General features: G+C 72.6%; 24 protein-coding genes. 11 read left to right on the top strand and 13 right to left on the bottom strand.

Translation table 11 applies throughout. From position 1 onward, the window contains the following. Nucleotides 1-75: 75 nt before the first annotated feature. Together ACH4S8_RS35955 and ACH4S8_RS35950 are read right to left on the bottom strand one after the other, a co-directional pair. Nucleotides 76-1,527 (bottom strand): peptidoglycan D,D-transpeptidase FtsI family protein, encoded by a 1,452-nt coding sequence (locus tag ACH4S8_RS35955; protein ID WP_398401770.1) that lies wholly within the window; start codon nucleotides 1,525-1,527, stop codon nucleotides 76-78. A gap of 112 nt (nucleotides 1,528-1,639) precedes the next feature. Beyond that, entirely contained in the window at nucleotides 1,640-2,413 is a 774-nt protein-coding gene (locus tag ACH4S8_RS35950) for an IclR family transcriptional regulator (protein WP_362407137.1), read from the bottom strand. A gap of 145 nt (nucleotides 2,414-2,558) precedes the next feature. On the opposite strand from ACH4S8_RS35950, the gene ACH4S8_RS35945 reads away from it, so the two are divergent. Together ACH4S8_RS35945 and ACH4S8_RS35940 are read left to right on the top strand one after the other, a co-directional pair. Then, on the top strand, nucleotides 2,559-4,088 hold the full coding sequence (locus ACH4S8_RS35945; RefSeq protein ID WP_398401767.1) for an aldehyde dehydrogenase (NADP(+)): 1,530 nt from the start codon (nucleotides 2,559-2,561) through the stop codon (nucleotides 4,086-4,088). 248 nt (nucleotides 4,089-4,336) lie between these two features. Beyond that, nucleotides 4,337-4,945, top strand: a complete 609-nt coding sequence (locus ACH4S8_RS35940) for a DUF1349 domain-containing protein (RefSeq protein ID WP_398401765.1) — start codon at nucleotides 4,337-4,339, stop codon at nucleotides 4,943-4,945. On the opposite strand, the gene ACH4S8_RS35935 is transcribed toward ACH4S8_RS35940, so the two are convergent. Continuing rightward, on the bottom strand, nucleotides 4,905-6,299 hold the full coding sequence (locus tag ACH4S8_RS35935) for an MFS transporter (RefSeq protein ID WP_398401763.1): 1,395 nt from the start codon (nucleotides 6,297-6,299) through the stop codon (nucleotides 4,905-4,907). The two genes, ACH4S8_RS35940 and ACH4S8_RS35935, sit on opposite strands and share 41 nt — an antisense overlap. A 70-nt stretch (nucleotides 6,300-6,369) precedes the next feature. On the opposite strand from ACH4S8_RS35935, the gene ACH4S8_RS35930 reads away from it, so the two are divergent. The 4 genes from ACH4S8_RS35930 (at nucleotide 6,370) to ACH4S8_RS35915 (ending at nucleotide 9,901) form a co-directional block, all read left to right on the top strand. Further along, nucleotides 6,370-7,365, top strand: coding sequence for a GlxA family transcriptional regulator (locus ACH4S8_RS35930; protein WP_398401761.1), 996 nt, complete (start codon nucleotides 6,370-6,372; stop codon nucleotides 7,363-7,365). Further along, nucleotides 7,362-7,925 (top strand): GNAT family N-acetyltransferase, encoded by a 564-nt coding sequence (locus ACH4S8_RS35925; protein ID WP_398401759.1) that lies wholly within the window; start codon nucleotides 7,362-7,364, stop codon nucleotides 7,923-7,925. Before ACH4S8_RS35930 ends, ACH4S8_RS35925 begins: the two co-directional genes overlap by 4 nt. A 79-nt stretch (nucleotides 7,926-8,004) precedes the next feature. Beyond that, complete coding sequence (locus tag ACH4S8_RS35920) at nucleotides 8,005-8,724, top strand: DsbA family oxidoreductase (protein ID WP_398401757.1); 720 nt, start codon at nucleotides 8,005-8,007, stop codon at nucleotides 8,722-8,724. A 124-nt stretch (nucleotides 8,725-8,848) separates the two neighbouring features. Next, on the top strand, nucleotides 8,849-9,901 hold the full coding sequence (locus ACH4S8_RS35915) for an aminotransferase class V-fold PLP-dependent enzyme (RefSeq protein WP_398401754.1): 1,053 nt from the start codon (nucleotides 8,849-8,851) through the stop codon (nucleotides 9,899-9,901). A gap of 74 nt (nucleotides 9,902-9,975) precedes the next feature. On the opposite strand, the gene thpD is transcribed toward ACH4S8_RS35915, so the two are convergent. From thpD to ACH4S8_RS35890, 5 genes are all read right to left on the bottom strand, one after another. Continuing rightward, nucleotides 9,976-10,863 (bottom strand): ectoine hydroxylase, encoded by an 888-nt coding sequence (gene thpD, locus ACH4S8_RS35910; RefSeq protein ID WP_398401752.1) that lies wholly within the window; start codon nucleotides 10,861-10,863, stop codon nucleotides 9,976-9,978. Nucleotides 10,864-10,870: 7 nt separating this feature from the next. After that, nucleotides 10,871-11,275: an ectoine synthase gene (locus ACH4S8_RS35905; protein WP_398401750.1), complete on the bottom strand. Its 405-nt coding sequence runs from the start codon at nucleotides 11,273-11,275 to the stop codon at nucleotides 10,871-10,873. 98 nt (nucleotides 11,276-11,373) lie between these two features. Then, nucleotides 11,374-12,636: a diaminobutyrate--2-oxoglutarate transaminase gene (gene ectB, locus ACH4S8_RS35900; RefSeq protein ID WP_398401901.1), complete on the bottom strand. Its 1,263-nt coding sequence runs from the start codon at nucleotides 12,634-12,636 to the stop codon at nucleotides 11,374-11,376. 122 nt (nucleotides 12,637-12,758) lie between these two features. Beyond that, a complete protein-coding gene (ectA, locus tag ACH4S8_RS35895) occupies nucleotides 12,759-13,298 on the bottom strand; it encodes a diaminobutyrate acetyltransferase (protein ID WP_398401748.1) in 540 nt (179 codons plus the stop codon). 419 nt (nucleotides 13,299-13,717) lie between these two features. Then, nucleotides 13,718-14,818: a pyridoxal-phosphate-dependent aminotransferase family protein gene (locus ACH4S8_RS35890; protein WP_398401900.1), complete on the bottom strand. Its 1,101-nt coding sequence runs from the start codon at nucleotides 14,816-14,818 to the stop codon at nucleotides 13,718-13,720. Between the two features lie 195 nt (nucleotides 14,819-15,013). On the opposite strand from ACH4S8_RS35890, the gene ACH4S8_RS35885 reads away from it, so the two are divergent. From ACH4S8_RS35885 to ACH4S8_RS35865, 5 genes are all read left to right on the top strand, one after another. Next, nucleotides 15,014-15,865 (top strand): transporter substrate-binding domain-containing protein, encoded by an 852-nt coding sequence (locus ACH4S8_RS35885; RefSeq protein ID WP_398401746.1) that lies wholly within the window; start codon nucleotides 15,014-15,016, stop codon nucleotides 15,863-15,865. Further along, the gene (locus tag ACH4S8_RS35880) at nucleotides 15,862-16,698 is read left to right on the top strand and encodes an amino acid ABC transporter permease (RefSeq protein ID WP_398401744.1); all 837 of its coding nucleotides are present in this window, start codon (nucleotides 15,862-15,864) and stop codon (nucleotides 16,696-16,698) included. The genes ACH4S8_RS35885 and ACH4S8_RS35880 overlap by 4 nt, the downstream gene beginning before the upstream one ends. Continuing rightward, a complete protein-coding gene (locus tag ACH4S8_RS35875; protein ID WP_398401742.1) occupies nucleotides 16,695-17,486 on the top strand; it encodes an amino acid ABC transporter ATP-binding protein in 792 nt (263 codons plus the stop codon). The genes ACH4S8_RS35880 and ACH4S8_RS35875 overlap by 4 nt, the downstream gene beginning before the upstream one ends. Before the next feature lie 102 nt (nucleotides 17,487-17,588). Then, entirely contained in the window at nucleotides 17,589-18,680 is a 1,092-nt protein-coding gene (locus tag ACH4S8_RS35870) for an amidohydrolase family protein (RefSeq protein ID WP_398401739.1), read from the top strand. Nucleotides 18,681-18,964: 284 nt separating this feature from the next. Continuing rightward, complete coding sequence (locus ACH4S8_RS35865) at nucleotides 18,965-19,894, top strand: SCO1860 family LAETG-anchored protein (protein WP_398401737.1); 930 nt, start codon at nucleotides 18,965-18,967, stop codon at nucleotides 19,892-19,894. A 285-nt stretch (nucleotides 19,895-20,179) separates the two neighbouring features. Here the strand turns inward: ACH4S8_RS35865 and cobC are convergent, their stop codons facing one another. From cobC to cbiE, 5 genes are read right to left on the bottom strand one after another with little or no spacing between them, the layout of a single operon-like run. Next, nucleotides 20,180-21,346, bottom strand: a complete 1,167-nt coding sequence (gene cobC / locus ACH4S8_RS35860) for an Rv2231c family pyridoxal phosphate-dependent protein CobC (protein WP_398401735.1) — start codon at nucleotides 21,344-21,346, stop codon at nucleotides 20,180-20,182. Continuing rightward, a complete protein-coding gene (locus tag ACH4S8_RS35855; protein ID WP_398401733.1) occupies nucleotides 21,336-22,271 on the bottom strand; it encodes a sirohydrochlorin chelatase in 936 nt (311 codons plus the stop codon). The genes cobC and ACH4S8_RS35855 overlap by 11 nt, the downstream gene beginning before the upstream one ends. Continuing rightward, a complete protein-coding gene (locus ACH4S8_RS35850) occupies nucleotides 22,268-22,609 on the bottom strand; it encodes a hypothetical protein (protein WP_398401731.1) in 342 nt (113 codons plus the stop codon). The genes ACH4S8_RS35855 and ACH4S8_RS35850 overlap by 4 nt, the downstream gene beginning before the upstream one ends. Further along, the gene (gene cobJ / locus ACH4S8_RS35845; protein ID WP_398401729.1) at nucleotides 22,606-24,312 is read right to left on the bottom strand and encodes a precorrin-3B C(17)-methyltransferase; all 1,707 of its coding nucleotides are present in this window, start codon (nucleotides 24,310-24,312) and stop codon (nucleotides 22,606-22,608) included. Before cobJ ends, ACH4S8_RS35850 begins: the two co-directional genes overlap by 4 nt. Then, nucleotides 24,309-25,577: a precorrin-6y C5,15-methyltransferase (decarboxylating) subunit CbiE gene (gene cbiE / locus ACH4S8_RS35840; RefSeq protein ID WP_398401898.1), complete on the bottom strand. Its 1,269-nt coding sequence runs from the start codon at nucleotides 25,575-25,577 to the stop codon at nucleotides 24,309-24,311. The genes cobJ and cbiE overlap by 4 nt, the downstream gene beginning before the upstream one ends. Between the last annotated feature and the right edge of the window lie 2 nt (nucleotides 25,578-25,579).

The following is a 25,579-nucleotide window of genomic DNA, read 5'->3' as shown; positions in this document are numbered from 1 at the left end:
ACACGAGCGGCCCCGCACCCCGTCCGATACATCCGACGGGGTGCGGGGCCGCCTCGCGTACGGGCCGGGCGCGCCTCAGTTCTTCAGCGCCGCCCGCATCATCGCCTTGGCCACCGGCGCGGCCAGTCCGTTGCCGCTGACCTCCGAGCGCGCCGCGTCCGACTGCTCGACCATGACCGCCACGGCGACCTCCTTGCCGTTCGAGTCGGACTTCGCGAACGAGGTGAACCAGGCGTACGGGGTCTTGCTGTTCTTCTCGCCGTGCTGGGCCGTGCCGGTCTTGCCGCCCACGGTCGCGCCGGGGATCAGGGCGTTGGTGCCCGTGCCGTCCTCGACGACCGTCCGCATCGCGGACCGGAGCTGCCGGGCGGTCTCCGAGCTGACGATCTCCTTGGTCCCGGCGCTGTCGTCGTAGTCCTTCAGCACATTGCCGTCGGCGTCGCTGGTCTGCGACACCATGTGCGGCGAGACCAGCTTGCCGTCGTTGGCAATGGCGGCGGACACCATGGCCATCTGGAGCGGGGTCGCGGTGACGTCGTACTGCCCGATGCCGGTCAGCGCCGTGGACGAGTCGTCCATGCCCGAGGGGTACACACTGGCGTACGCCCGCACCGGCACGTCCTGCTTCGTGTCGTTGAAGCCGAACTTCTCCGCCATCGCCCTGACCTTGTCCTGGCCCAGGTCGACCGCCATCTTGCCGAAGACGTTGTTGCAGGAGTACTGGAGCGCGACCCGGATCGAGGCGTTCTCGCAGGGCGCGGACGCGTTCTCGTTCTTCAGGACGGTCGTCGTGCCCGGCAGGGTGTACGGGTCCGGGCTGTCCGTCTTCGCGTCCACGTCGGCGTAGAGCCCGTCCTCCAGCGCGGCGGCGGCCACCACCAGCTTGAACGTCGAGCCCGGCGGCAGCGGCTGCCGCAGCGCGCGGTTGACCAGCGGCTTGTCGGGGTCGCCGGTCAGCTTCTTCCAGACGCTGTTGTTGCCCGCGCTGATCGACGTCGGGTCGTACGACGGGGTCGAGACGACCGCGAGGATCTTGCCGGTCTTCGGGTCGATCGCGACGGCGGCGCCCTTGTTGTTCCCGAGCGCCGCGTACGCGGCCTTCTGCACGGCCGGGTCGATCGTCGTGACCACGTCACCGGGGTCGGCGTGCTGGTTGGTGAGCGTGTCCAGCGGGTTCTTCAGCGAGATGTCCGAGCCGTCCAGCAGCTTCTGGTAGATGCCCTCCAGCTGCGTCGCCCCGTAGACCTGCGAGCTGTAGCCGGTGACCGCCGCGTACAGGCTGCCGTCCTTGTACGTCCGCTTGTACTTGAGGTCGCTCCCTGTCGTCTGTGCCGAGCCGGTGATCGCCTCACCGGCCACGACGATGTTCCCGAGCGGGTTCGCGTACAGCGAGATCGCGTTCCGCCGGTTGTCCTTGTCGTCCGCGAGCGCCCGTCCGTCGTAGAACTGCACCCAGGTCGCCCTGACCAGCAGGGAGAGCACGAGCAGCAGAGTGAAGACGGCGGTACGCCTGATCGTCTTGTTCATCCCGCACACAAGGACGAGCGATCAGGCGTGAATCGTTCCCATCCGCCCGGTTTTCTCATGCATCCCTCATGGAGCGGTCGGCCGGAGAGCGAGCGGCCGGCCGGAGGGCCGCTCAGAGCCTGCGGGTGGCCAGCGTGAGCCGGTCGCGGGCGTCGAACAGGGCGTCCTTGACCATCTGCTCGTGCGCGGGGGTGAGCCGGGCCACAGGCACCGAGCAGCTGATCGCGTCACGGGCGGGCGTGCGGTACGGGATCGCCACGCCGAAGCAGCGCAGCCCCAGCGTGTTCTCCTCGCGGTCCACCGCGAACCCCTGCTCCCGCACCTGGTGCAGCTCCTCGATGAGCTTCTCCCGGTCGGTGATCGTGTGCTCGGTCAGCGCGGGAAGCGTCTCCGGCAGCATCTTGCGGACCTGCTCGTCGCCGTACGTGGCCAGCAGCGCCTTGCCGAGCGAGGTGGAGTGGGCGGGCAGCCGGCGGCCGACGCGGGTGAAGGGGCGCAGGTAGTGCTGCGACTGCCGGGTGGCCAGATAGACGACGTTCGTGCCGTCCAGGCGCGCGAGGTGGATCGTCTCGGTGGTGTCGTCGGAGAGGCGGTCGAGGGTGGGGCGGGCGGCGGCGACCACCTCGTCGCCGTCGATGTACGAGGTGCCGACGAGCAGGGCCCGTACGCCGATGCCGTACCGCGTGCCCGTGGCGTCCGTCTCGACCCAGCCGAGTTCCACGAGCGTGCGCAGCAGCATGTACAGGCTGGACTTGGGATATCCGACGGCCTCCTGGACCGCGGCGAGGGAATGCATTCCGGGCTTGCCGGCGAAGTACTCCAGCAATTCAACGGTCCGCACCGCGGACTTGACCTGCGCCCCGCCGCCTGTCTCGCCTGCCGACATCGCCCTTGACCCCTTCGTTGGACGGGAAATAGTCTCCGAACAGGAAGTTCACCATCAGAGACAGCGTTCAGCATATCGAACACCCCTGGTGAGTGACACAAGAACTTTGGTGAGAACTGTGGCATCACATCTGAAGGGACCCGCGGTGGCAGCAGCACCAGTCTGGAGTGTCGACCCCCGTACCGGGAAGCAGCGGGAACAGGTTGCGGTGGAGGCCACAGGCCAGGAGGTGGACGAGGCCGTCCGCGCCGCGCACGCCGCGCGCCCCGCGCTGGCCGACCGCTCCGTGCGCGCCGCGTTCCTGCGCTCCGCCGCGGACCAGCTCGAGGACGCCAAGGACCTGCTCGTCGAGGCCGCCGACGCGGAGACCGCGCTCGGCCCGGTCCGGCTCACCGGAGAACTCGCCCGCACCTGCTACCAGTTGCGCGCATTCGCCGGAATCGTGGACGAGGGTGCCTTCCTCGACGTCGTCATCAACCACCCGGACGGCACGGCCACCCCGCCGATCCCGGACCTGCGCCGCTACAAGGTGCCGCTGGGCGTCGTCGCCGTCTACGCGGCCTCGAACTTCCCCTTCGCCTTCTCGGTGGCCGGCGGTGACACGGCGAGCGCGCTGGCCGCGGGCTGCCCGGTCGTCGTCAAGGCCCACCCCGACCACCCGGCCCTGTCCGAACTGGTCGCGGCCGTCCTGCGCCGCGCGGCCGGCCGGCACGGCATCCCCGAGGGCGTCGTCGGCCTCGTGCACGGCTTCGAGGCCGGCGTCGAACTGGTCCGGCACCCGCTGGTCACGGCCGCCGGGTTCACCGGTTCCGTCCGCGGCGGGCGCGCGCTGTTCGACGCGGCCGCCGCGCGTCCGGTGCCGATCCCGTTCCACGGCGAGCTGGGCTCCCTCAACCCCGTCGTCGTCACCGAGGCCGCGGCCGCCGAGCGCGCCGAGGAGATCGGCACGGGACTCGCGGGCTCGATGACCCTGGGCGTCGGCCAGTTCTGCGTGAAGCCGGGCCTGGTGCTCGCGCCGGCCGGCGCCGCGGGCGACCGGCTGCTGAAGTCCCTGACCGACGCGGTGAGCGACACCGCCGCCGGGGTCCTGCTCGACCACCGCATGCGCGACAACTTCATCGCCGGGGTCGCCGAGCGCGCCGGGCTGCCGGACGTCCAGAGCCCGGTGACACCGGGCGCGGCCGGTGAGCACACGGTGAGCCCCGGCTTCCTGACCGTGCCCGCGAGCAGGCTCGCGGCCGACGGCGAGCACGATCTGCTCCTCGAGGAGTGCTTCGGGCCGCTCACGGTCGTGGCGCGCTACGAGGACGAGTCCGAGGCGGGCGCCGTGCTCTCCCGGCTCCCCGGCAACCTCACGGCCACCGTGCAGCTCTCCGCGGAGGAGGCCGCGGGCGAGGGACGCGGCGCCGAGATCCTCGCCGAACTCACCTCGCTCGCGGGCCGGGTGCTGGTGAACGGCTGGCCGACCGGGGTCGCCGTCGCCCCGGCCCAGCACCACGGAGGGCCGTACCCCGCGACGACCTCGACGTCCACCTCGGTCGGCGGCACCGCCATCGAGCGGTGGATGCGGCCGGTGGCCTACCAGGGCGTGCCCGAGGCCCTGCTGCCGCCCGAGCTGCGCGACGACAACCCGCTGGGGCTGCCGCGCCGGTACGACGGACGCCTGGAGCGCTAGCGCCTTCCGCGGCGGGCCGGTTTTTTCCCTGATGGGCCGGTCCGGTGCCGTTACGGACCGGCCCGGATCCTCTGCGGTCCGGTCCGGCTCCGTGGTGGTCCGGTCCGGCTCCGTGGTGGGTCTGTCGCGCCCCCGGTTCCTCCCGGCCCGTCCGGAATCGTCGCCGCTCCTCACGCGGCCGTTCGCGGGCCGGGGCGACACCCCGCGCCCCTGATGAGGCCGGCCCCGGACCTGAGAGACTCGGAGCCATGGACGTCACACTCCCCGAACTCCCCTTCGCCCTTCGCACCTACGGACCCGACGGGAACTGGTCGTACGAGGACGGTGTGCTCACCGGCTGGGCCGGGCCCCGGCAGGACCGCTTCGTGACGCCCACCGGTGAAGGACTCGACCCGGCCTCCGACGCGCCGCGGCTGCTCGGCTCGCCGGAGGGGGACTTCCAGCTGATCGCCCGCGTGACGGTGGGGTTCGGGGCGGCCTTCGACGCGGGCGTGCTCTACGTCCACGTCGGGGAGCGGGCCTGGGCGAAGCTGTGCCTGGAGTTCTCCCCGGACGTGCCCACCGTCTGCACGGTGGTCACCCGGGAACACTCCGACGACGCCAACTCCTTCACGGTGGAGGGCAGTTCCGTCTGGCTGCGGGTGAGCCGCACCGGCCGCGCCTTCGCCTTCCACGCCTCCCGCGACGGCGAGCGCTGGACCTTCGTCCGCCTCTTCACCCTGGGCGGCGAGAAGGAGACCGGGGCGGCGCTGGTGGGCTTCATGACCCAGTCGCCGATGGGGGAGGGCTGCGTCGTGACCTACGACCACATCGAGTTCAGGCCCGACTGGCCGAGCGACCTGAGAGACGGAAGCTGAGGGCGGACGTCACCGTGAGCAGGGCCGCGCTGACGGCCAGGCTCAGCCGCATGCCCGCCTCGAAACCGCTCGCGACCAGCGCCCCGAACACCGCGATGCCCAGGCCCCCGGACACCTGCCGGGCCGCGTTGAGCACCCCGGCCGCCAGTCCAGCCCGCTCGGCGGGAACGGCGTCCAGCATCGCGGTGGTGAGCGGCGGCACCGTCAGGGCGCACCCCAGCGCCAGGGGGACCAGCAGCAGAGCCACCAGCACCGGGGGCGTGCGGGCGTCGACGGTCAGGAGGGCGAGCAGTCCGGCGACGGCCACCGGCTGTCCCACCAGCATCGGCAGCCGTGGCCCGTAGCGTCCCGTGAGCTTGCCGGCCACCACGTTCGTCACCGCGATCAGGCCCGTCATCGGCAGGAACAGCAGCCCGGAGTACAGCGCGGAGTGGTGCTGGACCTGCTGGAAGAAGAGCGAGAAGACGAACACCATGCTGTAGAACGCCACGCTGACCGCCGATCCGGCGGCGACCGTCGTGACCACCGTCCGGTTGCGGAACAGGCCGAGCGGCACCACCGGATGCGCCTGCCGCGACTCGATCCACAGGAACGCGGCACCCGCGACCACGGCCACCGGCAGCGCGACGCGGCCCGCCGTCCCGCCCTCGATCACCGCGAAGGCCAGGGCCGCGAGGGCCACCACCGCCGTGAGCTGGCCCGGCAGGTCCAGTGGGGCCGGGCGGGGCCGTGAGCGCGGGGCCCGGACGAGCAGGACCAGGATCGCCACGCCCACCGGCAGATTCACGAAGAAGATGCCGCGCCAGCCCCAGGCCGTGGTCAGCGCGCCGCCCGCCACCGGGCCGAGCGCCACCGCCAGCGAACCGCCCGCCGCCCAGGCGGCCACCGCGCGGGCCCGCCGCGCCGGTTCCGGGTACGCCTGCCGCACCAGCGCCAGCGAGGCCGGGAGCACGACCGCCGCCGCCACGCCCTGCACCACCCGGGCGCCGATCAGGGCCGGCAGGTCCGGGGCCAGGCCGCAGGCCACGGAGGCGAGCGTGAACACCGCGGTGCCCAGCGCGTACGCCCGGCTCGCCCCGGTCCGGTCGGAGAAGGCGCCGGTGGACAGCATCAGCGCGGCGAAGGCCAGGGTGTAGGCGTCCACCACCCACTGCAGGCCGGACATCCCGGCGCCGAACGAGGAACCGATCGTGGGCAGGGCCACGTTCACCACGGACGCGTCGAGACAGGTCAGCGCGAAGCCGAGCAGCGCGGCGGTGAGGGTGAGCGTGGCGGAGGGCTTCCCGGACCCGGACCCCAAATCCTCCTGCTCAAGGCCGGGTTCGTGGGATCTGGACATCTGGTTCGTCGTCATGTCCCCATGCTGCGGACCCGCGGCGCCGTACAGTAGTGGCCCGAATGCCATACGTCCGGAGGTTCTGGCCATGCCCGAGCGGTTCGCCCCGCACCGCGTCACCGTCATCGCCCCGTCCCCGGTCGCGCTCTTCAACCTCGCGATGCCGGAGATGCTGTTCGGCAAGGTCCAGGTGGACGGCAGGCCGGGTTACGAGGTGGTCGTCTGCACGGCCGAGCCGGGACCCGTGCCCACGACCGGCGGACTCGACCTGTACGTCCCGCACGGTCTGGAGGCCGTGCGGGAGGCGGACACGGTGGTCGTCGCCGGTACCGGGGCACCGTTCGAGCCGGACCCGCGGATCGTGGCGGTCGTCCGCGAGGCGGCCGACGCCGGCAAGCGTGTCGCGTCCATCTGTACGGGCGCCTTCCAGCTCGCCGAGGCGGGCCTGCTCCAGGGCCGCAGGGCCACCACGTACTGGGCCCACGCCGAGGAGATGCGCAGGCGCTACCCGCGGGTCGACCTGCGCGGAGACGTGCTGTACGTACAGGACGGGCCGTTCCTCACGTCCTCCGGCTACGCCGCCGGCATCGACCTGTGCCTGCACGTCATCCGCACCGACTACGGCGCCGCCGTCGCCAACGAGGTCGCCCGCCTCGCCCTGGTCGCCCCCGTACGGCCCGGCGGCCAGACCCAGTTCACCCAGACCCCGTTGCCCCCCGAGCGCGGCAACGCCTGTGCCGACACCCGCGGGTGGGCCATGCGCAACCTCGACAAGCCGCTCACCCTCACCGACCTGGCCCGGCACGCGGGTGTCAGCGTGCGCACCCTCACCCGCCGCTTCCACGCCGAGAGCGGGGTCAGCCCCCTGCAGTGGCTGCTCCACCAGCGGGTGGAGCGGGCCAGGGAACTCCTGGAGACCACGACCCTGCCGATGGACCAGGTGGCCGCGGCCTGCGGGCTCGGCACGGCCGACTCGCTGCGCGCCCATGTGGTCCGCCGCACCGGCCTCACCCCGAGCGCCTACCGGGCCCAGTTCAGCCGGCACGCAACCGCGACCGGAGCGATGACGTCCTCCGTTGCATGATCAGTGAACGAGTGACCGGCGCGCCGGTGATCCGCACCGCCCTGCCCGCCGAGGCCGGGACCATCGCCGATCTGCACTTCCGGGCCCGCTCGACGTACTACCCGGACGGCGTCCCGCAGGGTGACGTCGACTGGGCCGAGGCCTGGCGCGGTTCCATCGCGCGCCCCGACGGACAGGTGCTGTGCGCCGTCGCCCAGGGACGGATCGTCGGCATCGCCTCGTTCCGTACGGCCGATGGCACGCCCGCCGACACGGTCAAACTGTTCCAGTTCCACGTCGACACCGACCGCTGGCGCGCCGGGATCGGAAGGGCCCTGCACGCTGCCTGCGTGGAGCAGTGGCAGGCGGACGGGAAGCGCACGGCGACCCTCGACGTGCACGTCGACAACCTGCGCGCCCAGGCCTTCTACGCCCGCCTGGGCTGGGTCCCCGACCCGGAGAACCCGCCCGAGGAGGGTGATCATCACCTGTACCTGCGGTACGCCGTGGCCGGGCACGCGGACGGGCACGCGGACCGGACCGGGGGCGCGGACGGGCACGCGGGCACGGCCGGGGAATGACCCGAGCCGCTTGAATGTTCACTTAAACGACGTCCCCGGAGGGTGTCCCGTAACCGCACGACCTGGAGAGAGCCGAAGAATGCGCGTCGAGATCTGGTCCGACATAGCCTGCCCCTGGTGCTACGTCGGAAAGGCCCGCTTCGAGAAGGCGCTCGACGCCTTCCCGCACCGCGACGAGGTCGAGGTCGTGCACCGCTCGTTCGAGCTGGACCCCGGACGCGCCAAGGGCGACATCCAGCCCGTGATCACGATGCTCACCAAGAAGTACGGCATGAGCGCGGCGCAGGCGCAGGCGGGCGAGGACAACCTCGGCACGCAGGCCGCCGCCGAGGGGCTCGCGTACCGCACCCGGGACCGCGACCACGGCAACACCTTCGACATGCACCGCCTGCTGCACCTCGCCAAGGCGCGCGGTCGCCAGGACGAGCTGATCGGCCTCTTCTACAAGGCCAACTTCGCCGAGGAGCGGACCGTCTTCGGCGACGACGAGCGGCTCGTGGAGCTGGCCGTCGCCGCCGGGCTCGACGCCGACGAGGCCCGCGCGGTGCTCGCCGACCCGGCCGCCTACGCCGACGACGTCCGCGCCGACGAGCGCGAGGCCGCCGAGCTGGGCGCGAACGGCGTCCCCTTCTTCGTCCTGGACCGCACGTACGGGGTCTCCGGCGCCCAGCCCGCCGAGGTCTTCGCCCAGGCGCTGGCCCAGGCCTGGGGAGAGCGTCCGGGGCTCACACCGATCCAGGACGCCAGCGCCGACGCCGAGGCCTGTGGCCCGGACGGCTGCGCCGTTCCGCAGAACTGAGAAGCGCCTGAAGGGGTCCCGGCCCGGGAAGCCGCAGGTCGGGGCCCATTCATAAGCAGCGCTTGGGGAAACCACGTAAAGGTCCGCAATGGACTTGGGCATCGTCCGGGCCCACAGTGGTCGCATGGAGACCTTCGAGACCCTCGTCCGTGCCGAGTTCGCCCCGGAGAACACCTTCCTGAACACGGCCAGCAGCGGCCTGCTGCCGGCCCGTACCGTCGCCGCCGTGAACGAGGCGGTGGCCCTGCGGGCCGCGGGCAGGCCGCTCGACCCGCTCTTCGAGGACGTCGAGCTGGCCCGCGCCGCCTTCGCCCGGCTGGCCGGTGTCCCGGCCGCCCGGGTCGCCGCCGGCCCGTCCGTCGCCGCCCAGACCGCGCTCATCGCGACCGCCCTGGCCCCGGGGGCCGAAGTCCTCACCGCCGAGGACGACTTCACCTCCGTGCTGAACCCGTTCCACGTCCGCGGCGACCTGAAGGTGCGCGCCGTACCGCTGGAGCGGCTCGCCGAGTCCGTGCGGCCCGGCACGGTGCTCGTCGCGGTCAGCGCCGCCCAGTCCGCCGACGGACGGATCGCCGACCTGCCCGCGCTGCGCGAGGCGGCCCGCGCCCACGGGGCGCGCACCTACGTCGACTTCTCGCAGGCGGCGGGCTGGCTGCCCGTCGACGCGAACGGCTACGACTTCACCGTGTGCACCACCTTCAAGTGGCTGCTGGGCCCGCACGGCGCGGCCTTCCTCGTCGTGCCCGAGGACCTCGGCGGGCTCACCCCGCTGCTGGCCGGCTGGGTGGCCGGGGAGAAGCCCTGGGACAGCTGCTACGGGCCGGTGCAGGAACTGGCCCACTCCGCCCGCCGGTTCGACGTGAGTCCCGCCCTGTTCACCTACGCCGGGGTGCGCCACTCCCTCGCGCTGATCGAGGAACTCGGCGTGGAGGCCGTCCACGCGCACGACCTGGCCCTCGCGGACCGGTTCCGCACCGGGCTGGCCGCGCTGGACCACGAGCCGCTGCCCGCACCCGGTTCCGCCATCGTGTCGGTGCCCGGACTGGGGCACCGGCAGGGCGAGTTGAGCCGGGCCGGCATCGAGGTGTCGAACCGCGCGGGCAATCTGCGGGCGTCGTTCCACCTCTACAACACGCCTGCCGACGTCGACCGGCTGCTGGACGTGCTCGGCGGCTGACCGGCGGGACCGCCGACGCACGGCCCCGGGGGCGTGTTCCCCGGGGCCGCGTACCGATCGTCCGGCCGACGGGCTCACCGGACCGGCGTGAAGTCCCGCGCCCCGATGAACTCCGGCCTGCGCACGGGCGCCGCGAACGGCTCCACCGCGGCGTTCTCCACGCTGTTGAACACGATGAAGACGTTGCTGCGCGGGAACGGGGTGATGTTGTCGCCCGAGCCGTGCATGCAGTTGCAGTCGAACCAGGTCGCCGAACCGGCCCTGCCCGTGAAGAGCTTGATGCCGTGCCGGCTCGCCAGGGCGGTGAGCGCCTCGTCGGAGGGCGTTCCGGCGTCCTGCATCTGCAGCGACTTCTTGTAGTTGTCCTCGGGCGTGGCCCCCGCACACCCGAGGAACGTCCGGTGCGACCCCGGCATGATCATGAGGCCGCCGTTGGTGTCGAGGTTCTCGGTCAGCGCGATCGAGACGGACACGGTCCGCATGCCCGGAAGACCGTCCTCGGCGTGCCAGGTCTCGAAGTCCGAGTGCCAGTAGAAGCCGCTCGCCCCGAAGCCCGGCTTGACGTTGATCCGCGACTGGTGGACGTACACGTCCGAGCCGAGGATCTGCCGGGCCCGGCCCACGACGCGTTCGTCGCGCACGAGCCGGGCGAAGACCTCGCTGATCCGGTGCACCTCGAAGACGGACCGGATCTCCCGCGTGCTCGGCTCGACGATCGAACGCTCGTCGGCGCGGACCGCCGGATCGGCCACGAGCCGCTCCAGCTCCCGCCGGCAGACGGCGACCTCGTCGTCGGCGATGAGCTGCTCGACGGAGAGGAAGCCGTCGCGCTCGTAGGAGTGGAGGTCCGGGACCGAGATCGGGCCGGGTTCGTCCGGCGCGCCCCAGAGGACCGGGTCCTGGCGGGGCACGGTCACCTCGGTGGCGGTACGGCTGGGGTACGGATCGGTGAGTGTGGTCATCGGTGTGTCACACCTCCTCGGGTTCGGTGAGCAGGGGGTAGACGCCGTTTTTGTCGTGGTCCTCCCGTCCGGTGACGGGCGGGTTGAAGACGCAGACGCAGCGGAAGTCGGTCTTCGGGCGCAGGGTGTGGCGCTCGTGACCGTTCAGCAGGTACATCGTCCCGGGGGCGATCCAGTGCCTCTCACCGGTCTCCTCGTTCGTGAGTTCGGCCTCGCCCTCCACGCAGAGCACAGCCTCGATGTGGTTCGCGTACCACATCCGCGTCTCCGTACCCGCGTACAGGACCGTCTCGTGCAGGGAGAAGCCGACCTTCTCCCTGGCGAGGACGATGCGCTTGCTCTCCCAGGTGCCGGACGCGGCCTTCACATGCCGGTCGGTGCCCTCGAGTTCCTTGAACGAACGGACTATCACGGTGGTGCGATACCTCTCTCTCGTGCGAGTCGTGCGAGTCGTGCGAGTCGTGCGAGTCGTACTGCTCGTGCTGCTTGCCGGTCTCTCGGAGCGCCGGCTCAGACGGTCTCGCGGACGGCGCGTTCGAGGGTGCGCAGGCCCTCGTCGAGTTCGTCGGGGGTGATGGTCAGGGCGGGCAGCAGTTTCACGACCTCGCTCTCCGGGCCCGACGTCTCGATGAGCAGGCCGAGTTCGAAGGCGCGGCGGGCGACGCGCGAGGCGCGGGCCTTGTCCTTGAACTCCAGGCCCCAGACGAGCCCGCGGCCCCGGTACTCCTTGACGTCGGCGAGGTTCTCCTCGGTGACGGAGATCAGCGCCTGCTCGATCTGCTCGCCGCGGGCGCGGGTCTGCTTCTCCATCGCGGCCCCGTCGGCCCAGTAGGTCTCCAGCGTGGCGGCGGCCGTGACGAACGCCGGGTTGTTGCCGCGGAAGGTGCCGTTGTGCTCGCCCGGCTCCCAGACGTCCAGCTCGGGCTTGAACAGGCACAGCGACATCGGCAGCCCGTACCCGCTGATGGACTTCGACACCGTCACGATGTCAGGCACGATCCCCGCCTCCTCGAAGGAGAAGAACGCGCCGGTCCGCCCGCAGCCCATCTGGATGTCGTCGACGATCAGCAGCATGTCGCGGCGCGCGCACAGGTCGGCCAGGGCGCGCAGCCACTCGGGCCGCGCCACGTTGATCCCGCCCTCGCCCTGCACGGTCTCGACGATCACCGCGGCGGGCTGGTTGAGCCCCGATCCCTGGTCCTCCAGGAGCCTTTCGAACCACAGGAAGTCCGGGACCTGCCCGTCGAAGTAGTTGTCGAACGGCATCGGGGTGCCGTGCACCAGCGGGACGCCGGCGCCCGCCCGCTTGAAGGCGTTGCCGGTCACCGCGAGCGAGCCGAGCGACATCCCGTGGAAGGCGTTGGTGAACGACACGATCGCCTCGCGTCCCTTGACCTTCCGCGCCAGCTTCAGCGCCGACTCGACCGCGTTGGTGCCGGTCGGGCCGGGGAACATCACCTTGTACGGCAGGTCGCGCGGCCGCAGCACCAGGTTCTGGAAGGTCTCCAGGAAGCCGCGCTTGGCGGTCGTCGACATGTCGAGCCCGTGGGTGACGCCGTCGCGCTCCAGGTAGTCGATCAGGGCCCGTTTGAGCACGGGGTTGTTGTGCCCGTAGTTCAGCGACCCGGCACCGGCGAAGAAGTCGAGGTACTCGTGCCCGTCCTCGTCGTACATGCGGCTGCCCCGGGCCCGGTCGAAGACGGTGGGCCAGGTGCGGCAGTAGCTGCGCACCTCCGACTCCAGGGTCTCGAAGACGCTATGGGGAGAAAGGATGCGGCCGGAGGCCGCTCGGTTGAGGGCGGTGGTGGGAGACGGGTGGGAAGGCTGGGTGACGGTCACGAAGAATCGCTCCTCGAAGCGTGGGGGGAGGGGAGGAAGAGGGAGGAGGCGGGGGCTCAGGCGGGGAACGGGCCGATGCGGTACAGGACTTCGGGGTCGTGCGGTCCGTCGGGGAACTGCCCCGCCTCGAACAGCACCTCGCGCTCGACGGCCGCGCCGTGACGCCGCGCGTACGACGTGAACAGGCGCTCGGAGGCGGTGTTGCCCGGAGTGACGGTGGTCTCGACGGCGGACAGCCCGCGCTCGGCCGCCACCCGCGCGGTCAGTCCGTCGAGCAGACGCGCGGCCAGTCCCCGGCCACGGTGCGCCGCGTCGACGGCCACCTGCCACACGAGCAGGGTCCGTGGACGTTCGGGGCGCGCGTACGCGGTCACGAACCCGACGGGGTGTCCGTCGGCGTCACGCGCCACCGCCGAGGTGCCGGCGAAGTCACGGCACCACAGCAGGTAGCTGTAGGAGGAGTTCAGGTCGAGGGTTCGGGAGTCCTTGGCGATACGCCAGAGGGCGGCCCCGTCGGCCACCTCCGGACGGTCGATCCGAAGGCCGTCCGGCATTTCCAGGAATTCCTCTGACAGGTCTGTGCGTGCGGCGGTCATGCGGATTGAATTTACCGACGGAAAGATCGGATTGCATCGTCGTTCAGGGTTACGCGCGGCATTCCGGTGTGTTATCACGCGCCCGTGAAAGGGTGACCGCGGACACGGTTCTATGACCGGTTTTGCCTGGAAAATACCACAGAAAAAGGGCGTGCTGTGGAGTGCGTCACAGCGATGAAATGCATGGAGGAACCGCCTGGATCGCGCCGTTCCGTGTTCGCGAAATCTTTGCGTTTAGCCACCGGAAAAGCGGGCAGAAGAATGCGGGAGGCCGATCGGAATCAATTCGGTTCCCTTTGGCGCACTGTTTGGATCGGCGAACCGTTTGATGCAGGGGTCGTCGCGTGAAGCGGATCTGTGATTCCCCGGTGCTTTCCGGGCCGGCGGGGGTCCGGGTGCCCCCGCCGGTCGCGCCGGGGTCAGCCCCAGGCCAGTGCCACGGCCCGGCGCGCCCCTTCGAGGTCCGCCTCGACGCCGGACTCGGCCAGCGCCGCACCGAGGCCCGCGAGGCCGGCGTGGACGGCATCCCGGGTGGCGTCGGGACCGTAGTGGTTCACGCGGATCATCGACTGCGCGAGCGCGCCGCCGCCCGCGGCGAGCGGCAGCGAGGGATCCACGGCCAGCGCCTTCGCGACCACGGCGGACGCGTCCACGTCCTCGGGCACCCGCAGCGTGGTGGCGACGGGCGCCGCCTCGGCCGCGGAGTCCACGTACGGCGCGAGACCGCCGCCGAGGGCCAGTGCGCCCGCCCGGGTGGCCGCGGCGGCCGAGGCGTGGCGGGCCGTCACCGCGTCCAGGCCCTCGCTCTCGATCCGCTCGACGCACGCCTCCAGTGCCAGCATCTCCAGCTGCGCCGGTGCGTGCAGCAGCGCCGTGCGGCCGCCGTCGATCCAGCGCTCCTTCCAGTCCAGCAGGGAGAGGTACGAGCGGCGCGGCGCACCGGGGTTCGCGGCCATCCGCGCCCACGCCCGCTCGCTCACCGACACCGCCGACACCCCGGCGGGACCGCCCATCGCCTTCTGTGCCCCGATCACGCACAGATCGACGCCCCAGGCGTCCGGCAGCACCGGCTCGGCGCCGATCGACGCGACGGCGTCCAGGTAGAAGAGGGCGCCGTGCTCGCGTACGACCTCGCCGATCTCCGCCACGGGGTTGGTGTTGCCGGTGGCGGCCTCGGCGTGCACGAGCGACACGAAGTCGATCGACGGGTGCTCGGCGAAGGCCTCACGGATCTGCGCGGCGGTGACCGCGGTGTGGAACGGCACCGCCAGATCGATCACGGTCGCCCCGCAGTCCCGCAGCCAGTTCCCGAACGTCTGGCCGTAGGGGCCGGTGACGACGTTCAGGGCCGTGGTGCCGGGACCGGCCGTGCCCCGGATGGCCCCTTCCAGCGGGAGCAGCGCCTCGCCCTGCATGATCACGACGTCCTGCGCGGTGCCGAGCAGCCGGGCGACACGGTCCTCGATCGACGCGAAGCGGGCGGCGCTCATCGGCGCGAGGTCAAGGAAGGGGTGGGTCACGGCGTTGCTCTCTTCACTCACGGTGGGGTCGACGATCAGAGCGTAACCGCCGATCCTGAGGTACTCGGACCGGCGAATTCTGAGGCCAGACGGCCCAGTGGCCATCGGATTGATTTGAGCAACCCAAACCTTTCCTTATAATCGGAACTCTCTGTTCTCTCAGTCGACCCTCTGTTCCCCTCACTGGAGGTCTCCGTGTACCCGGTCCTCGGACGCCGGACCCGCATTCTGGCCGCCACCACCGCCACGGCCGGGCTGCTGCTCGTGGCCGGCTGCTCCTCGGGCGGCGGGGGCGGCAAGACCACCACCGCGAGCGGGGTCCCGCTGGTCAAGAGCGGGCAGCTCACGACCTGCACCCACCTGCCCTACCCGCCCTTCCAGTCGGAGATCGACGGCAAGGTGCAGGGCTTCGACGTGTCGCTGATCGACCTCGTCGCCGCCGACCTGGGCGTGAAGCAGGCCATCGTCGACACGCCCTTCGAGAACTTCAAGACGGGCGCGTTCCTGAACTCCGAGCAGTGCGACCTCGCCGCCGCCGGTATGACGATCACCCCGGAGCGCAAGAAGAACGTCGACTTCTCCGACCCGTACTTCGACGCCACCCAGGCCGTCCTGGTCGACAACAAGAGCGGCATCACCTCGCTCGCCGACGTCAAGGCGAAGGGCAAGAAGCTCGGTGCCCAGGCGCAGACCACCGGTGAGGACTACGCGAAGAAGCAGGGCTTCGACCCGGTCTCCTTCGAATCCTCCGACGCCGTCCTCAGCGGACTGCGCAGCGGGCAGGTCCAGGCCGTCATCATCGACTACCCGGTCGTCCAGGGCTGGCTGAAGGACAAGGCCAACGCCGACGCCTTCAAGGTGGTCGACAACCTCAACACCGGTGAGCAGTACGGCTTCACGGTGAAGAAGGGCAACACCAAGCTCCTCGCCGCCATCAACAAGGCCATCGCGGACGCCAAGGCCGACGGCACGTACAAGAAGCTCTACGAGAAGTGGATCGGCCCGTACGACGCCGCCGCGGCCTCCGCCTCCCCGTCCGCCTCATGAGTGATGCCGGTGCACCCGTCCAGCAGCCCCGCCGGTCCGGCCTGAGCCGGCGCCAGAAGCGCCGGATCTCGCGCGGCGCGCAGTACGTCGTCTTCGCCGCCGTCGTGATCGCCTTCGCGGTCACGGCGGACTGGGGCCGTCTGAAGAACCAGTTCTTCCAGTGGGACCTGGTCAAGCAGATGTTCCCGGAAGTCATCACGCTGGCGCTGAAGAACACGGTCCTCTACACGACGTTCGGCTTCGTCGTCGGGCTCGTGCTGGGCATCGTCATCGCCCTGATGCGTCTGTCGTCGGTGGGCCCCTACCGCTGGTTCGCCGGTATCTACATCGAAGTCTTCCGCGGTCTGCCCGCCCTGGTGATCTTCATCTTCGTCGGCGTCGCGGTGCCGCTCGCGTTCCCGGGCACGGAGATCCCGGGCGGGACGTACGGCAAGGTCGCCATCGCGCTCGGCCTGGTGGGGGCCGCGTACATGGCCGAGACGTTCCGGGCGGGCATCCAGGCCGTGCCCAGGGGGCAGATGGAGGCGGCCCGTTCGCTGGGCTTCTCGCACGCCCGGGCCATGGTCTCGATCATCGTCCCGCAGGCGTTCAGGATCATCCTCCCGCCGCTCACCAACGAACTCGTGACCCTCTTCAAGGACTCCTCGCTGGTGCTGTTCCTGGGTGTCACCCTGGAGGAGCGGGAACTGTCCAAGTACGGCCGGGACCTGGCCAGCACGACCGCCAACTCCACGCCGATCCTGGTCGCGGGCCTGTGCTATCTGCTCGTCACGATCCCGCTCGGTTTCGTCGTACGACGTCTCGAAGCGAAGTCGGGGGAGGTCGCCAAGTGAGCACGTCCGAGGTCCAGGTGAAGGGCCTGTACAAATCCTTCGGTGACAACGAGGTGCTGAAGGGCATCGATCTGGAGATCGGCCAGGGCGAGGTCGTCTGCGTGATCGGCCCGTCCGGCTCCGGCAAGTCGACCCTGCTCCGCTGTGTGAACCTCCTGGAGGAACCCACCAAGGGCCGGGTGTTCGTCGGCGGCACGGAGGTCACGGACCCCGACGTCGACATCGACGCCGTGCGCCGCCGTATCGGCATGGTCTTCCAGCAGTTCAACCTCTTCCCCCATCTGTCGGTGACCGCCAACCTCACGCTGCCGCAGCGCCGGGTGCTCGGCCGGGACAAGGGCGAGGCGGCCCGGATCGCCGCGGAGAACCTCTCCCGGGTGGGTCTCGCGGAGAAGGCCGACGCCTTTCCGGCCTCGCTCTCCGGCGGCCAGCAGCAGCGCGTCGCGATCGCCCGCGCACTGGCCATGGGCCCCGATGTGATGCTCTTCGACGAGCCGACCTCGGCACTCGACCCCGAACTCGTCGGCGACGTGCTCGCCGTCATGCGGATGCTCGCCGACGAGGGCATGACGATGATGGTGGTCACCCACGAGATGTCCTTCGCCCGCGAGGTCGCCGACCGGGTCGTCTTCATGGACGGCGGCGTGATCGTCGAGGAGGGCGCCCCCGCGCAGGTGATCGGCGCCCCGGCCCACGAGCGGACCCGGCACTTCCTGTCCCGGCTGCTCGACCCGGCGATGGCGGACGTCGAGGAAGGGACGGCGGACGCGGAGGACACGGAGGCGTAGGACCGGCCGCGCGAGGCCGGGGCGGGGCGGGGAAGCGGACCGGGGGAGCGGGGGCGGGGAGGGGAGCCACGAGGGGGGACCCGCCTCACTAAGGTGCGGAGTATGAGCGATCACCCGGTACTGCACGTGAAGGGGCGGGTCCTCGTCGGGCCCGACGACGTCCGCGACGAGCTGTGGGTCGTCGGCGGCCGGATCTCGTACGAGCGCCCCGGCGGCGCCCGTGACGTCCGCACCGTCGAGGGCTGGGCCCTGCCCGGCCTGGTCGACGCGCACTGCCATGTCGGGCTCGACGCCCACGGCCCGGTCCCCGCGGACGTCTCCGAGAAGCAGGCGCTGACCGACCGCGACGCCGGCACGCTCCTCCTCCGGGACGCCGGCTCGCCCTCCGACACCCGCTGGATCGACGACCGCGACGACCTCCCGAAGATCATCCGCGCGGGCCGGCACATCGCCCGCACCCGCCGCTACATCCGCAACTACGCCCACGAGATCGAGCCCGAGGACCTCGTCGCGTACGTTGCCCAGGAGGCCCGGCGCGGTGACGGCTGGGTCAAGCTCGTCGGGGACTGGATCGACCGCGGCACCGGCGACCTGAGCGCCTGCTGGCCGCGCGAGGCCGCCCGGGCGGCGATCGCCGAGGCGCACCGGCTCGGCGCCCGGGTCACCGCGCACTGCTTTGCCGAGGACTCGCTCCGCGACCTGGTCGAGGCGGGCATCGACTGCATCGAGCACGCCACCGGCCTCACCGAGGACACCGTCCCGCTCTTCGCCGAGCGCGGTGTCGCCATCGTCCCGACCCTCGTGAACATCGCCACCTTCCCGCGGCTCGCGGACGGCGGCGAGGCCAGGTTCCCGCAGTGGTCGGCGCACATGCGACGGCTGCACGAACGCCGCTACGACACCGTGCGCGCCGCCTACGACGCCGGGATCCCCGTCTACGTCGGCACCGACGCGGGCGGCTCCCTCGCGCACGGCCTCGTCGCGGCCGAGGTCGCCGAGCTGGTCACCGCGGGCATCCCGCCGGTCGAGGCGCTCTCCGCCACCGCCTGGGGCGCCCGGCGCTGGCTCGGGCGGCCCGGACTCGACGAGGGGGCGCCCGCGGACCTCGTGGTCTACGCGGGGGACCCGCGCGACGACGTACGGGTCCTGGCGGATCCGCGCCGGGTGGTCCTGAACGGACGGATCGTCGGTTGACGGCGGGCGGAACGCCGGTTGACGGAGCGTGACGGACCCGGTGGCGCGCTCGTTGCACACCACCGGGCCCGCCGCGTGCGGGAACGGTTCATCGGCGGGCGCGTCAACCGGCGCGTTCATCGCGGGTGTTGACCGAGTGACGGTGGGGAACAGCCGTGCCCCGGGATTCGAAGGCGTGCACGGAGAACCCACGAAGGAGTGAACTCACGTCAGGTGCCTGACTGTTCACTCTCAGTGCGTAATTCTGTCCGGGTCCCAGGCTTTCTCCTATGGGGGTCCCACCCTTGAACAGCATCAACCACCGCATGCCCGCACGCCGTTTCGCCGTCACCGCGGCCGCCACCGTCCTCGCCGCGGGTCCCACCGCGCTGGCCGGCGCGGGCTCCGCCCACGCGAGCGACGGCCACGGCCGCGCGAGCGCCGTCGTGCTCCGCACCGGACTCGACGTGTCCCTCCTGAAGAAGACCGTGAACGTCCCGCTCGCGGTCTCCCTGAACGAGGTGCAGGCACCGCGGAGCGCCGAGAAGACCGCGCTCACCGCCCGGCTGGACGGTGTCGACGGCGGGCGTCCGTTCAGCGTGCTGCGCGCGGACGTCGCCACCGCCCGGGCCACCGTGTCCGCCACGAAGGCCGAGGGCTCCACCCGTCTCGCGCACGCCGCGGTCCACGTCCCCGGGCTGCCGCTGCTGTCGCTCATCGAGGTCGAGGAGGTGACCTCGAAGGCGACCTGCGAGGCGGGCAAAAAACCCGTCGCCACCGCGAACCTGCTGGGTTCCGTCACCGTTCTCGGCAAGAAGGTCACACTAACGACGGGCGGCCCGACACACGTGAAGGTGCCCGGGGTCGGTGAGGTGCGCCTCGACCTCTCCCTGACCCGGACGACCTCCCGGACGGCCGCCGCCTCGGCGCTCGAACTCAACGTGTCCGTCGACCCGTTGAAGCTCGGCGTGGCCGCGGTCGAGGGCACGGTGACCCTGGCGAAGGCCACCTGCGAATCCCCGGCCGGGCTCGCCGCCCGGGAGTCCGCGTCGGCCGTACCCTCCAAGGAGGCGGCCGCCCCGGTGGCCGAGGCGAGCCCGCAGGGAGCTCCCGAGGGAGGAGACCTCGCCGAGACCGGAAGCAGCTCCATGACGCCGTACCTGGCCGGCGGCGCGGTGGTCCTGCTCGCCGCGGGCGCCGGAGCGGTCACCCTCTCCCGCCGCCGCAGGAGCTGACGCCCGCCGCACCCCGGTGCCGCCCCGGGCGCCCTCCCCGCCCCGTGTTCCCCGGGCGCCGCGAGGACTGAACGGCCCCGGCCCGTCAGGAGGTTCGAGGGCCCGGCCGGTCAGGCCGGGGAGGACGTCCGTGGGGGCTCCGGGTGCGGGCGGGCGAGGACGGCGGGGGCTGTCGGGGGCGGAACGATCCCGTTCAGCCCCCGGCGCCCGCACCGGCGCCGGTGCGGTGACCACCCCCGGCGCTTTCGTCTCCGCCGTCCGCGGCATTGACACCGCTTCCCGCGCTCACACCGTCCCCGGTGCCGTTCCCTCCGTCGCCCCGGCGCTCACACCACCCCCGGTGCCTTCGCCGTCGCCGGCGGAGTGGGCCCCGCCGTCCCCGGCGGCCGTCATCGCCCGGTCCAGGGCCTGCAGGAACCGGTTGACCGTCGCCCGGTCCCGTACCGCGATGCGCAGCCACCCGTCCCCGAGCCCGGGAAACGTGTCCCCGCGCCGCACCGCGAACCCGAGATCGCGCAGCACACGGCGCACCCCGGCGGCCCGTGGCAGCCGGACCAGGACGAAGGAACCCTCCGCCGGCTCCACCACCCGCAGACCGTCGGTGCAGGCGAACTCCCGCAGCCCCGCGACCAGATGGTCCCGGTCCTTGGCGATCCGCCGTGCCGCGTGTGCCGCCTCCGCCAGCGCCTGCGAGGACACGCACGCCTCCGCCGCGGCGAGCGCGGGCGTGGAGACCGGCCACAGCGGCTGGGCGCGCTCCAGCCGGGCGATCGTCCCGGGGGCGGCGAGCACGTAGCCGATCCGCAGCCCCGCGAGCCCCCACGTCTTCGTGAGGCTGCGCAGCACGACGAGTCCGGGCACGTCGGTCCGCCCGGCCAGACTCTCGCGTTCGCCCGGCACCGCGTCCATGAACGCCTCGTCGACCACCAGCACCCGCCCGGGACGGGCCAGTTCGGTGACGGCCCCGGCCGGGTGCAGCACCGAGGTCGGATTGGTCGGATTGCCGATCACGACCAGATCGGCGTCCTCGGGGACGGCGGCCGCATCGAGCCGGAATCCGTCCTCCTCGCGCAGCAGGACGCGGTCCACCGTGTGCCCGGCGTCCCGCAGCGCGGCCTCGGGCTCCGTGAACTGCGGATGGACGACCACCGGCCGACGCACCTCCAGGGCGCGCGCGAGCAGCACGAACGCCTCGGCCGCGCCCGCCGTGAGCAGCACCCGCTCCACCGGCAGCCCGTGCCGCGCCGCCACCGCCGCCCGCGCGGCCCGCCCGTCCGGGTAGGCCGCCAGCGACGGCAGCGAGGCGGCGATCCGGTCCAGCAGCCACCCGGGCGGGGTGTCCGCCCGGACGTTGACGGCCAGATCGGTCAGCTTGGAACCGTCGTCGCGCACCTCGGCGTCGCCGTGGTGCCGCAGATCGTGCCCGCCCTCGGCGGCCTCTTCAGTGGGCATGGGAATGCGTGTGTCCCCCGTGATGGTGGTGCCCGTGTCCGTCGTGGTGGCCGTCGTCGTCCGGGTGGAAGTGCGGCTGCTGGGGGAGCCCCACCTTGTCCTCGAAGCCGGGCAGCGCGATCCGGTACACGCAGGAGTCGCAGTTCATCCGCAGATCGCCCGCGACGGCCTCGCGGTAGCGCTCCATGACCAGGTCGAGCAGCTCGGGCTCGGGACCGATGACGTCGGCGGAACGCACCTCGACGCCCGGGTGCGCGGCGGCCCAGTCCTCCGTCTGCCGCCGCACCCGGTCCGGGAGGATGCCGGTGAACAGGAAGTAGGGCAGCACCACGATCCGGCGCGCGCCGAGCTTCACGCAGCGGTCGAGGCCCGAGGGCACGTCCGGTGCCGCCAGGGACACGAACGCGGTCTCGACGCCCGCGTACCCCCGGCCCTCCCACAGCAGCCGCGCGGCCTTGTGCACCTCGGCGTTGGCGTCCGGGTCCGTGGACCCGCGGCCCACGAGCAGCACCGTGACCCCGGCCCGCTCCTCGGGGGTGCGGGCACCGTCGCCGAGGGCCTCGTCCAGCCGCCGCTCCAGCACGGCGAGCAGCGACGGGTGCGGGCCCAGCGGACGCCCGTACGTGTACGAGATCCCGGGGTGCCGTTCCTTCTCGCGGGCCAGTGCCGCCGGGATGTCGCCCTTGGCGTGCCCGGCGGACACCAGCATCAGCGGTACGGCGGCGAAACGCCGTACGCCCTGTCCGACGAGTTCGCCGACGGCTTCGCCCAGCGGGGGCGGCGACAGCTCGATGAACCCGCCGGCGACGGGCAGTTCGGGATGGCGGCGGCCCAGCTCCCGTACGAAGGAACGGAAGGCCTCGGCTCCGGCCTCGTCCCGGGTGCCGTGTCCGGCGATGAGCAGGGCGGGGGGCGGGGTGGTCACGATGTCTCCTCGGCGGCAGGGTCGGCCGCGGCGGTCTTCGGGGCCTGGTGGGCCTCAGTGGTCTTCGAGGCCCGGTCGGCCTCGGGAACGGGGGGATACGGCACGGTGTCGGGCGCGACGGCCGAGGCCGGCGGACCGCACCGCGCACACAGGCCCTCGCCGGCCGTGCGACGGCGTGCGGACGGCGGGCCGGCGGCGGAGCGGGCCGGCCGCGCCACCGGAGGTGTCGGCGGCGCCGGGCGCGCGGTGTCCGGGCGGGCGCGCAGCCGCCGGAAGGACCCCCGTACGACGGGGTGCCCGGCCCGGGGCCCGGGCGGTGCCTGGTTCACCGGTCTCACTCGGGCTCCTTCTGCCAGCGGTAGCCGCGCGGGGTCACCATGCGCCCGGCGATCTCGCGGGTCGCGGTGTTGCCCACGGTCACCACGGTCATCATGTCGACGATTCCCGGATCCAGGGACCCCAGCGTCGTGACCCGGCTCGATTCGTCCGGACGGGAGGCGTTGCGCACCACACCCACCGGCGTCGTCGGCTCCCGGTGCTCCGCGAGGATCGCGAGGGCCTTGGGGAGCTGCCAGTTCCGGCCCCGGCTGCGCGGGTTGTAGAAGGTCACGACGATGTCGGCCTCGGCCGCCGCGCGCACCCGGCGCTCGATGACCTCCCACGGCGTGTGCAGGTCGGACAGGCTGATCGACACGTGGTCGTGGCCGAGCGGCGCGCCGAGGATCGCCCCGGCCGCGAGCGCCGCGGTCACCCCCGGCACCCCGACGACGTCGATGTCGTCGGACGCCTCGGCCAGCGCGGGCGACGCCATCGCGTACACGCCCGCGTCGCCGCTGCCGATCAGCGCGACGGCCTGTCCGCGGCGCGCCTCGGCCACCGCCGTGCGCGCCCGCTCCTCCTCGGCGCCGAGACCCGACTCCAGGATCAGGGTGCCGGGCCGCAGCAGGTCGCGGATCTGGTCGACGTACTGGTCGAGCCCGACGAGCACCGCGGCCCGCCGCAGTTCCGCCGTCGCCCGCGGGGTGAGCAGATCACGGGCCCCAGGGCCGAGGCCGACGACCGCGAGCCGTCCGCGCGCCGGGCGCCGTACGACCGCGCAGGTCGCCATCGCGGGCCGCCCGTCCGCGCGCACCGACTTCCGCTTGGGCACGAGGAGTTCGCCCCCGCCGATCAGCGCGGCGGCCTCCGCCACGGACGGGGTCCCCACGGCGGCGAGCGGTGCGCCGGAGGGGTTCGGGACCGCCACCGCCGCCAGTTCCTCCGCGGTGTACGTCACGACCGGGACCCCGAGCCGGGCCGCGGCCCCCACGATGCCGGGCTCCTCGGACTTGGCGTCCACGGTGGCGAGTTCGGCCACCGACGACGCGGACAGTCCGGCCTCGCGCAGGGTGTCCTCGACGAGACCGAGGACCTCCTCCACGGGCGCGCCCCGGGAGGCGCCGACACCGACGACGAGGGTCGGCGGACGCAGGACGACCTCGCGCGCGGCCCTCTCCCGGACCCGGTCGTCCACCCGGACGACGGCGGCACCCGGTGCCGCGGGGCTCCCCACGTTCGGCGGCAGCGCGGGCAGCGGCCAGTCCGACTCCCGCTCCAGCACCACCGGTTCGCCGTCCAGCATGGCCCGCGAGACCCCGGCGAGATCCCCTTCGACCGGGAGGCCGAGGGTGTCGAGCCCGGGTACCCCGACCGCGTCGGTCGCCGTCGTCACCACCGGCTCGGCTCCGAGCAATCCGCCCACCTCGCGGGCGAGTTCGTTGGCGCCGCCCGCGTGGCCGCCGACCAGCGACACGGCGAACCGCCCCGCCTCGTCGACGCACACCACGCCGGGATCCGCCTTCTTGTCCGAGAGCAGCGGAGCGACGAGCCGTACGACCGCGCCCGTGGCGAGGAAGCACACCACCTGGTCGCACTCCGCGAAGGCCCGCCGCACGGCGTCCGCCACGGGCCCGTCGTACACCCGGGTACGCGTGGACCAGGCCGCGGCGAGCCGGTCACGGGCCGCTGCGCCCGCCGCCGTGGCGGAAATCAGGCCGATCACTGGGGGACTCCTTCGGTAGTGGCCGGAGGCCGGACGCCCCACAGCACGAAGACGGGATTGGCCGCCGCGAGCCGGGAGACCCCGCCCGGCAGCGGGGCGAGCCGCGAGGACTGCAACAGGACGCCGTCGCAGGTGAATCCGGCGGCGGTGAGCGCGTCACGGGCAGCCGGCACCCGGTCGAGCGCGGCCATCGCGACCACGACGGCCCGCCGGGCACGGCGCGCGCACTCCGCGACGATCTCCGACAGCTCACGTCCGCCGCCGCCGATGAAGACGGCGTCCGGATCGTGCGGCTCGTCCAGGCCGGACAGCACGGCGGGCGCGGCCCCGTGCACGACCCGCACGTCCACGCCGTGCGCCGCCGCGTTGGCGCGGACGCGGCCGCAGCCGTCCGCGGTCTTCTCGACCGCGGTCACCGCGGCGCCGAACCGCGCGCACTCCACGGCGACGGAACCCGAACCCGCCCCGATGTCCCAGACCAGGTCACCGAGCCGTGGCCCGAGCCGGGCCAGCGCCAGCGCCCGCACCTCGAACTTGCTGATCATCGAATCGCGGTGGGCGAACTCGCTCTCCTCCAGGGCCCAGCGGCCCGGACCGGCCACCGGTCCGGCGACGGTCCGCACGGGAGCCAGGGCCCGCGCCCCGTCCAGGCAGAGCACGACACTGACCGCCGGACCCCAGCCGCGGGCGGCGGCCTCGGCGGGCGTGACCCGCTCGACGCGCTCCCGCTCCGGATCGCCGAGGGCGCTCGCCACCACCAGGACACGCTCGGCGCCCGCGTCGGCGAGGGCGGCGCCCAGCTCGGCGGGCCCGGACCCGGGAGCGGTCAGCACCGCCACCTTGGGCCGCGACCGGCAGACCTGGACGGCCGTCCGCAGATCACGCCCGTGCGCGCTGACCACCACGGCGTCGTCCCAGGGCAGGGCGAGCCGGGCGAAGGCGGTCGCCACGGACGAGACCCCGGGCCGGACGTCCAGCCGCCCGTTCCCGAACCGTTCCGCGAGCGCCCGTACGATCCCGAAGAACCCGGGGTCGCCCGACGCGAGCACCACGACCGGGCCCCCGCGCGCGCCGTCGGCCGTGTACCGCTCGATGCGGTCCAGGGCCGGCGCCAGCGGCCCGAGCACCACCCGCTCCGCCCGCTCCGGCGGCCGGGCCGCCGCCAGATGCCGCCGGGCACCCACGACCAGCCCCGCCCCGGCGAGCACTCCCTCGGCGTCCGGGGACAGCGGTGCCCCCGTGCCCGTACCGACAACGGTGATCACGC

Source organism: Streptomyces sp. NPDC021080 (assembly GCF_044333225.1).
In the GTDB taxonomy this organism is placed as follows: domain Bacteria; phylum Actinomycetota; class Actinomycetes; order Streptomycetales; family Streptomycetaceae; genus Streptomyces.
This window is presented reverse-complemented; position numbering and strand designations above follow the sequence as displayed.

Coding starts and splice junctions, on each gene's coding strand:
- ACH4S8_RS35955 (WP_398401770.1), bottom strand. CDS start 1,527: ATGAACAAGACGATCAGGCGTACCGCCGTCTTCACTCTGCTGCTCGTG.
- ACH4S8_RS35950 (WP_362407137.1), bottom strand. CDS start 2,413: ATGTCGGCAGGCGAGACAGGCGGCGGGGCGCAGGTCAAGTCCGCGGTG.
- ACH4S8_RS35940 (WP_398401765.1), top strand. CDS start 4,337: ATGGACGTCACACTCCCCGAACTCCCCTTCGCCCTTCGCACCTACGGA.
- ACH4S8_RS35935 (WP_398401763.1), bottom strand. CDS start 6,299: ATGACGACGAACCAGATGTCCAGATCCCACGAACCCGGCCTTGAGCAG.
- ACH4S8_RS35930 (WP_398401761.1), top strand. CDS start 6,370: ATGCCCGAGCGGTTCGCCCCGCACCGCGTCACCGTCATCGCCCCGTCC.
- ACH4S8_RS35925 (WP_398401759.1), top strand. CDS start 7,362: ATGATCAGTGAACGAGTGACCGGCGCGCCGGTGATCCGCACCGCCCTG.
- ACH4S8_RS35920 (WP_398401757.1), top strand. CDS start 8,005: ATGCGCGTCGAGATCTGGTCCGACATAGCCTGCCCCTGGTGCTACGTC.
- ACH4S8_RS35915 (WP_398401754.1), top strand. CDS start 8,849: ATGGAGACCTTCGAGACCCTCGTCCGTGCCGAGTTCGCCCCGGAGAAC.
- thpD (WP_398401752.1), bottom strand. CDS start 10,863: ATGACCACACTCACCGATCCGTACCCCAGCCGTACCGCCACCGAGGTG.
- ectA (WP_398401748.1), bottom strand. CDS start 13,298: ATGACCGCCGCACGCACAGACCTGTCAGAGGAATTCCTGGAAATGCCG.
- ACH4S8_RS35880 (WP_398401744.1), top strand. CDS start 15,862: ATGAGTGATGCCGGTGCACCCGTCCAGCAGCCCCGCCGGTCCGGCCTG.
- ACH4S8_RS35870 (WP_398401739.1), top strand. CDS start 17,589: ATGAGCGATCACCCGGTACTGCACGTGAAGGGGCGGGTCCTCGTCGGG.
- cobC (WP_398401735.1), bottom strand. CDS start 21,346: ATGCCCACTGAAGAGGCCGCCGAGGGCGGGCACGATCTGCGGCACCAC.